5 protein-coding genes and 1 pseudogene are annotated in these 7,990 nt (G+C 57.8%); all 6 read left to right on the forward strand.

Going from position 1 to position 7,990, the window contains the following annotated elements; genetic code table 11:
- Positions 1–1,013 (forward strand): annotated as a pseudogene (locus tag HP459_RS19175) (cellulose synthase); the annotation flags it as partial.
- Positions 1,010–2,341, forward strand: coding sequence for a DUF3131 domain-containing protein (locus HP459_RS19180; RefSeq protein WP_046621209.1), 1,332 nt, complete (start codon positions 1,010–1,012; stop codon positions 2,339–2,341). The pseudogene HP459_RS19175 and the gene HP459_RS19180, both read left to right, overlap by 4 nt.
- The gene (locus HP459_RS19185) at positions 2,338–3,885 is read left to right on the forward strand and encodes a DUF3131 domain-containing protein (RefSeq protein WP_171936658.1); all 1,548 of its coding nucleotides are present in this window, start codon (positions 2,338–2,340) and stop codon (positions 3,883–3,885) included. Before HP459_RS19180 ends, HP459_RS19185 begins: the two co-directional genes overlap by 4 nt.
- Positions 3,870–5,264 carry a DUF3131 domain-containing protein gene (locus HP459_RS19190; RefSeq protein ID WP_171936659.1) on the forward strand — a complete coding sequence of 465 codons (1,395 nt, stop codon included), beginning with the start codon at positions 3,870–3,872 and terminating at the stop codon, positions 5,262–5,264. The genes HP459_RS19185 and HP459_RS19190 overlap by 16 nt, the downstream gene beginning before the upstream one ends.
- Complete coding sequence (locus HP459_RS19195; protein WP_046621214.1) at positions 5,261–5,695, forward strand: globin; 435 nt, start codon at positions 5,261–5,263, stop codon at positions 5,693–5,695. The genes HP459_RS19190 and HP459_RS19195 overlap by 4 nt, the downstream gene beginning before the upstream one ends.
- Positions 5,696–5,697: 2 nt before the next feature.
- On the forward strand, positions 5,698–7,990 hold a 2,293-nt coding region (locus HP459_RS19200; RefSeq protein ID WP_171936660.1), incomplete at its 3' end, for a PAS domain-containing hybrid sensor histidine kinase/response regulator.

Here is a 7,990-nt window from a genome sequence, read left to right on the forward strand (position 1 = left end):
ATCCCTTTTTTAACGATCCGCGCATGTTTTATGATGTGATCCTGCGCCGGCGAAACTGGGCCAACGCTGCCTTCTGCTGCGGTGCGGCCTCTGTACACAGGCGCGAAGCGGTGATGCAGGCGGCGCTGCGCAGCTACGTATGGACGGTTGAAGAAGAGATCGATCGCCACACGCGGGATATACGCGATCCCGTCATGCGCGAAACCCTGCAGGACGCCATGCGTCCCCACGTGGCCTTCGATACGGAACTCACGCCCTATAAATTTCACGTATCGGAAGATATTTATACCTCTATCCTGCTCCACGGCGATGCCGCCCGCCGCTGGCGCTCGGTAATGCACCCGCGGATCGAATCGAAAATGCTCTCTCCGCAGGATATGCTGACGTGGATGATCCAGCGCTTCAAATATGCCGCGGGTTCACTGGATATTCTGTTCCACGACAATATCTTCAGCCGTCGTCGCTTTAAGCTCTCTTTGCCGCAGACTCTGATGTACGCCACCACCTTCTGGTCCTATCTGGCCTGCGTGTGGAACACTATTTTCCTGATATCGCCCATTGTTTACCTTTTTACCGGTATACCCCCTGTATCAGCGTGGTCTGAACCCTTTTACCTACATTTTTTGCCCTTTTTTATTGTGTCGGAGCTGGCGTTTATGTTCGGCACCTGGGGAATATCAGCCTGGGATGGCAGAGCATCATATCTCTCATTCTTCTCCATGAATCTGCGCGCGCTCGACACGGTCCTGCGCGGAGAGCAGATCAAATTCCACGTCACCCCCAAAGAGCGGCAGACGGGGCGTTTTCTTTATCTGGTAAAACCGCAGATCGCCATCGTCGTGCTCACCCTGGCCGGGCTGATTTGGGGCGGTATTCAGGTTGCACGCGGGCAGGTTGACGATCCGTCTGGCTACGTCATCAACATCTTCTGGGGTGCAGTCAACATTGCCGCCATGCTGCCGCTTATCTTCGCCGCCATGTGGACCCCGGCGGAAGAAGAGGTGAGCGAATGAGAAAACGCGACGCGCTTTTGTCTGCCCGCAGCTACCTTACTATTCTGCTCGGCTTTCTGCTGGGATTCGCCATCGTCGTCTGGGTTGAAAAACAGATGCCGACACGGGTGGAGAGCAGCGCGGGGATGTCGCTGAGTAACGATTTCCCGCCCTTGCCCGCTCCGCGTGAACTGACATTCGAAGAAGCCATCTGGGCGCGGGTAGCCTGGCAGTATTATGTGAACAACACGCAGCCTAATGGTCTGGCCAACGCGCAGAATGGCGAGCCCTGGCTCAGCCTGTGGAGCACCGGCAGCTATCTGTTTGCCGCTGTAGCCGCCAGGCAACTCAACATTCTTACTCCCGGCGAATTTGATGAACGCATCGCGGCCGCACTGGCCGCTCTCGCCAGCCTTCCACTCAATCCTCAGGGGCTGCCTGCCGCCTATTATCATGCCGACACGCTGGAAGCCCTGGGCAAACCGGACGCCTCGGCGATCGGCATGGGCCGTCTGCTTAACGCTCTGCAAACGCTGCTATGGCGCTATCCTCAGCACGCTGGCCCCGTGCGCAATCTGCTTGAACGCTGGAATATGGGCGCCCTGATTGCCAACAACACCACCAGCCAGGCCGCGGTCCCGCTACACCACTGGGCGCTGGCGACGGACGAGCCGCGCAACAGCTTCGGCTATCGCCTGTATGCCAGCCATACGCTTCGGCTGATCGACAGCGCGGCGGGACTGGCGGTAACGAATCCGCCGGAAGGACAGCAGATGATCGACATCGACGGAATAATGGTGCCTGACGAAGGGCTACGCACGCCGTGGGGTCGGCAGCCTTCGCTTATCAGCCTTCCCTATCTATTAACGGGTCTCGAATTGGGTTTTGATGCGCAGAGCGCAGAAATCACGTGGCGCATAATGCAGATCCAGCAGCGCCGTCACGGCCTGCGGGTCCGCAAGCCACCGATCAGCACCGATTACGCTGAGCCCGCGCCGGATTACGTCAACGATCTGCCCGATCGCCAGCCGCTGCAAAATAGCGCTCTGCTTGACGCTACCCCCGAGCAAACGGCAATTACCTCTACCCGCACCGCCTTTGCCTGGTACGCCCTGTTCCGTAATGGCTGGAGCGAAGCACTGCGCCAGCAGGTGCAGAAGCTACAGGTTCCGGGTAAGGGCTGGCAGCGCGGACTTAACCTTAACAGCAGCGTGAACGAGATCGTTGACGCCGATACCAATGCGGTCGTGCTTGAGAGCCTGGCGTACATTGCTCACGGTCAGATGCTTTGTCTGGCCTGCCCTGGTCCCGCCACTTCCCTCACATCTTCAGCAGGAGCGAAGCCATGAAGCTGAAATCTATCCTCTTTTTTCCTCTTCTGGCCGGGCTTGTGGCAGGCTGGCTCTCACTCTCTGCGGCCCAGGCAGCGACCGGCCTTCCCGCCTCGGATTACCCGCCGCGTAGCGGCGAACTCACGCCTCGGGAGATGACCATTGCCAAAAACGCCTGGCAATATTTCGTTGTGAACTACCAGCCTACGACCGGCCTGGTGAACGCCGTCAATAAATTTCCCTCAACCACCATGTGGGATAGCGCCTCCTATATGGCCGCGATGACGGCCGCAAGGGAGTTGGGAATTATTGATAAAGCCGAATTCGATCGCAGAATGCTGAAATTACTCGCCACCCTGAACAAACTGGATTTGTTCCGCAACGAACTGCCCAATAAAGCCTATAACACCATCACCGCCCAGAAGGTTAACTACCAGAACAAACCTGGTGAAATTGGCTTCTCGGCACTGGACATCGGCAGGATGCTGATCTGGCTGAAGGTCATTAAGGAGCGCTATCCGGAATACGGCAACAGCATTGATAACGTGATGCTGGGATGGAATTTCACCAACGTCATCAACCCCTGCGGGATGATGTACGGAGCCTATCTGGAAAACGGCCAGCCAAAGTACGTGCAGGAGGGGCGGCTGGGCTATGAAGAGTACGGCGCCGCGGGCTTCGCGTTGTGGGGCTTTGGAACCTGTCAGTCCAGCCAGCCCCAGCCCTATGAGCTGGCTGAGATCTACTGCGTAATGGTGCCCTATGACTCGCGCGATCCGCGCCTCACCAACCAGCATAATTACGTCGTAACCGAATCGTATGTGCTTTACGGCCTGGAATTCGGTTTCGACAAGCCGACGGACAGAGAGAACAGTCCGCGTGACTACTCCCATCCGTGGATGAAAAACTTCGCCGACAGGGTTTACCAGGCTCAGGAGAATCGCTACGCCATCACCGGTATTTTATCCGCTCGCTCTGAACATCAACTCGATAAGTCCCCTTACTTCGTCTACGACACCGTTTTTAGCGACGGCTTCAACTGGAATACCATCACCGATAAAGGCGTATACGTTTCCAATACGGCCGCCGTCTCTCTGAAAGCGGCGCTCGGGATGTGGGTTCTCTGGAACTCGCCTTATACCGACCGCCTGCTGGACGCCATTGAAAACGCCAACGAGACGGACAAAGGATACTATGAAGGGCTGTACGAAAACGGCGACGGCCCCATCAAAGAGTTCACCGCCAATAACAACGGCATCATGCTAGAAGCATTGCTGTTCAAAAAAGAGGGCAAGCTGTTGCAGTTCAACAGCGATAATCCCAAAGATCGCCACTTCGCCCCCTCCCTGTGGGAAAAAAAGCTGGTGGATCTCTTTGAGCCAAATAATGCCTCGCGCAACCGTCCGTTCCTGAACAGTACGCCAGCGGTGAAGACATGGTGTGAACAGACCGGAACCACCCTTCGCACCAAACCCGCTTGCCAGGCCTGTCAGTGTGCTACCTGTAATACGGACGAGCCTGTGAAACTGCCGCCGGTGACCGCACAATGCTTAAGACCTTAGCCCACTGGCTGGCTGCCGCCGTCCTAATTCTTATTATCGCCTTCGCCCTGTTTAGCCGTGAAGGCGCAGGTTGGCGCTGGCTGACCAAAGGTGGCTGGCACACCACCGCGCGCATCAGTAATCTGACCCCACAGGAGCGGGAGTGGGCACGTATCGCATGGCGCTATTTTGAGAATAACACCCAGCCTCAGACAGGGCTGGTCAACGGTAGCGATAAACAGCCGCGTGTTACGCTGTGGCAAATTGGCGATACGCTTATTGCCCTGCTGGCTGCCCGCGAGCTGGGTCTGATCCAGGCGGACGAATTCGACGCCCGGCTGACGCGCCTGCTCGGAACCCTCAACCGCCTGACGCTGACCGAAACCCGCACCCCCGGCAGGCTCTATTCCAGCCGAACGGCTTCGCCCATCGATTTCACAGGAAAACCGGCGCTGCGCGGTTGGTCGGCAAAAGATATGGCCCGTGTGATGCTGGCGCTGCGTCTCACCGCTGAGCGCGCGCCTGAGTACCGTGAATATCTGGATAAAATCATCCTGCGCTGGAACTTCTGTCCGGTGATGGATAAGGACGGGGAGCTGTGGTCTGCGTCCATGCAGAACGGGCAGCCGGTGGTGCGCGACGAGCTGCGGCTGGGTGAAAGCGAATATGCCGCCAGCGCGTTTCGGCTGTGGGGATTTCCATCGGGTAAGGCATTTTCCCCGCCTTCTCAGAACATCATTCTCTACCAGCGTAGCCTCGCCGTTGACGCGCGCGATCCAAGAACGACCTGGCAGCCGTCGCTACTCTCCACCCTCCCCGCTATGCTGCCGGGGCTGGAGTTTGGCTGGCAACCGCCCGGTGTGGCGTCCGATATTCACAAAACGCTGCGCGCACGGGCCGAAGCCGTATGGCTTAGCCAGAAAACGCGCTGGGAGCGTGAGCGCGCGCTAACCGCACGCGCCGATTTTTACCTCTCTCAGGCCCCCTGGCACGTAGAGGACACCGTCTGGGGAAATGGCTATGCCTGGAATACCCTGGGCGACGACGGAAAAAGCTATCCCCGTCTGGCACAGGTGAGTACTAAGGCCGTCTTTGTGCTCTGGGCGCTGTGGGAGACAGATTACACTGACGCGTTGATGACCGTTACCCGGCACCTGAATAACCCGAAACAGGGCTGGTATGAGGGCCGCGTTGAGGCAACCGGCGACATTAACCCGACGCTCACACTCTCGACGAACGCCATGGTGCTGGAAGCACTGCTGTACAAACACAACGCCGGGCCGCTGTTTGAAAATGGCCTTGTGGAAAGCGATGGCTATTTTGCCCGCCGCACGTCGGATCCCTTCAACCCGCCCGGCCTCTGCATGCCCGGCGAACGTGCCGCGAGGCCCGCACCATGAAATTTTATCGCGATCTCTTTGACGCCAGCCTGAGCCGCGTCCTGCCGGAGAATGATAAACGGCACTTTTTTGAGGCATTCTGGGAGACTTTTATTCATATGTCCCCCGATACGGAGCAGCACTTTGCCCAGGATCAGGGCCGGGATGGCCAGCAGATGATCTTCAAGAGCTTTTTCGCCATGCTTGCCGTTGACGGTTCGCTCTTTGTGCCCGATTTTCTGGAACGCCTGGCGCGGGAGCAGAGTGATGAAGGGCTGCGCCTGCCACCACGATTTTTCGGCCTCTGGCGGGAGGCAATGCTCCGGACAGTACGCGCCTGCGATCCACTTTGCGATGAAGAGATCCTAACAGCCTGGGCGATGGCCATTGCGCCCGGGCTGGAGTATCTGCGCCGTCAGGCGGAGCTGCACTATAAGGCCAGAGGTGAGTAACCATGCGAGCCACATCCCGTTTCGATCTCAACGCGCTGCCTGTGGGGGTGATGATTTACGATCCCGCCGAGCATCTGCTGGCCTGGAATGACCAGATATCGCGCTTTTACCCGGTGATCGCCCCCTGGCTGATCGCCGGCGCTACCCTTGAGAGCCTGGCGGAGAAATTTATTGATTCGGGTTATAACATTGACCCCACCCGCCGCCGGACCCTGCGTGAAGCGATCGTTCGCAACTGCCGTCAGTCAAGCCATCGAGAGGTGCGGCAGTCAGGAAACCGGCGGCTCTACGTGCAGCATCAGCGTCTTGCCGATGGTGGCATCCTCAGCCTGCATACCGATATTACCGAGCTTGACGACGCCCAGCGCTCGCGCCAGCAGCTGCACGATGATTTTTTACTGACCGCAGAGTCCATTCAGATCGGCATCTGGAACTGGCAGGTCTCTCACGACAGCCTGGAGGTGAACGATACGCTGCTGGCGATGGTGGGTCAGTCGCGTACGCAACTGCACTACCCGCTGCGCTTTTTACTGAACCTGGTCCATGAAGAGGATCGTGCCGTCCTGCGCAACGCGATGATCGCCTCCAGGCAGGAGCACATGCCGGTGTTTGAATGTGAGATTCGCGTGCAACACGCGACGCAGGGCTGGCGCTGGATGCTGATTTCGGGACAGGTGGTCACCCTCACTATGCAGCAGCAGGCCGAACGGGTGATCGGCACCCTACAGGACATCACCCGCCGCAAGGAGGCCGAGCTGTTAGCCATTGAAGCGGCGAAAGTGGCCCGGGAGGCCAACGAGGCGAAGAGTGCATTTCTCGCCAACATGAGCCACGAAATTCGCACCCCGATGAACGGCATTCTGGGCATGACTCAACTCTGCCTCGATACACAGCTCAACCCCGAACAGCGGGAATATCTTTCTCTGGTGATGAGTTCAGCGCAGTCACTGCTGCATATCATCAATGACATTCTCGATTTCTCACGCATTGAGTCAGGTAAGATGACCGTCGATACAGAGCCGCTGGAAATCCGCCCCTTTGTGCAGTCGCTCATCCGCCCGCATATGCCCTCCGCCAGCGAAAAAGGCATTGAACTGCTGGTGGATATCGCTCCGGGGGTGCCTGAAGTGCTCATCGTTGATGGTCCCCGACTACGTCAAATTCTGACTAATCTCCTGGGCAACGCGCTGAAGTTCACCCATCACGGTGAGGTTATGCTGGCAATAGAGCCTACAGAAAGTGAAGGACACTGGCGTTTTCGCATACGCGACAGCGGCATTGGCATCCCGATGGAGAAACAAAAAGCCATTTTCGAGGCGTTCAGCCAGGCCGATAGCTCTACCACCCGCCGCTACGGCGGTACTGGCCTCGGACTGACCATTTCTGCCCGCCTGGTAAGCCTGATGGGCGGAGAGCTAACGGTTCAGAGCGAGCCGGGTGCAGGCAGCGAATTTGCTTTTACGTTGCCACTGGAAGGTCAGTTGGCTGTCCCAGCAACCGATGCTCCTGTAGCACGCTTTAACGGCGAATCGGTACTGGTTGTAGACGACAATAGTACCAACCTGCGGCTGCTGGATACCATGCTTCGCCAGATGGGTCTGACACCGACCTGTGTTAACAACGCCGGGGAAGCGTTAAGCCTGACTGCAAAAAAGGGATACTGGCCGCTGATCCTGCTGGATGCCCAGATGCCGGATATGGACGGTGTATCGCTAGCCCTTGAACTCTCTGTTATGCCGCAGGCCGAGCAAAGCCACATCATTATGCTCAGTTCCATGAGCCGCCATTTCGATGCCAATCTGCTCAAGCGTATCGGGATTGCCCACTATTTGCATAAGCCGGTTGCCCAACGTGAACTTTATCAAACCATAGCCAGCGTCCTGGCACCCACTCCACAGCTGGCATCACCCCCTTCTCTTTATCCCTCTCCCGTCACCTCGCCTGTACAGGTGCAGAACGGGCTTCACATCCTGCTGGCCGAGGACAACCTGGTGAATCAGAAAGTCGCCAGACGCCTGCTGGAGCAGCTCGGCCACCGTTGCGAAGTGGTATCCAATGGCCGGGAGGCTCTCGAACGCTGGCGTGAACGGTCGTGGGATTTGATGCTGATCGATCTGCAAATGCCAGAAATGGACGGTGAAACGGCCATTCGCCTGCTTCGTGAAGAGACACTCACGCGGGGGCGTAGCCACCAGCCCGCCATTGCGATGACTGCCCATGCCATGCAGGGCGACCAGGCGCGTTGCCTGGCAATGGGCTTCGACGGCTATATTGCCAAGCCGGTGAGTCAGGAGG

It is taken from the genome of Enterobacter sp. CM29, from assembly GCF_013179605.1.
In the GTDB taxonomy this organism is placed as follows: domain Bacteria; phylum Pseudomonadota; class Gammaproteobacteria; order Enterobacterales; family Enterobacteriaceae; genus Enterobacter; species Enterobacter intestinihominis.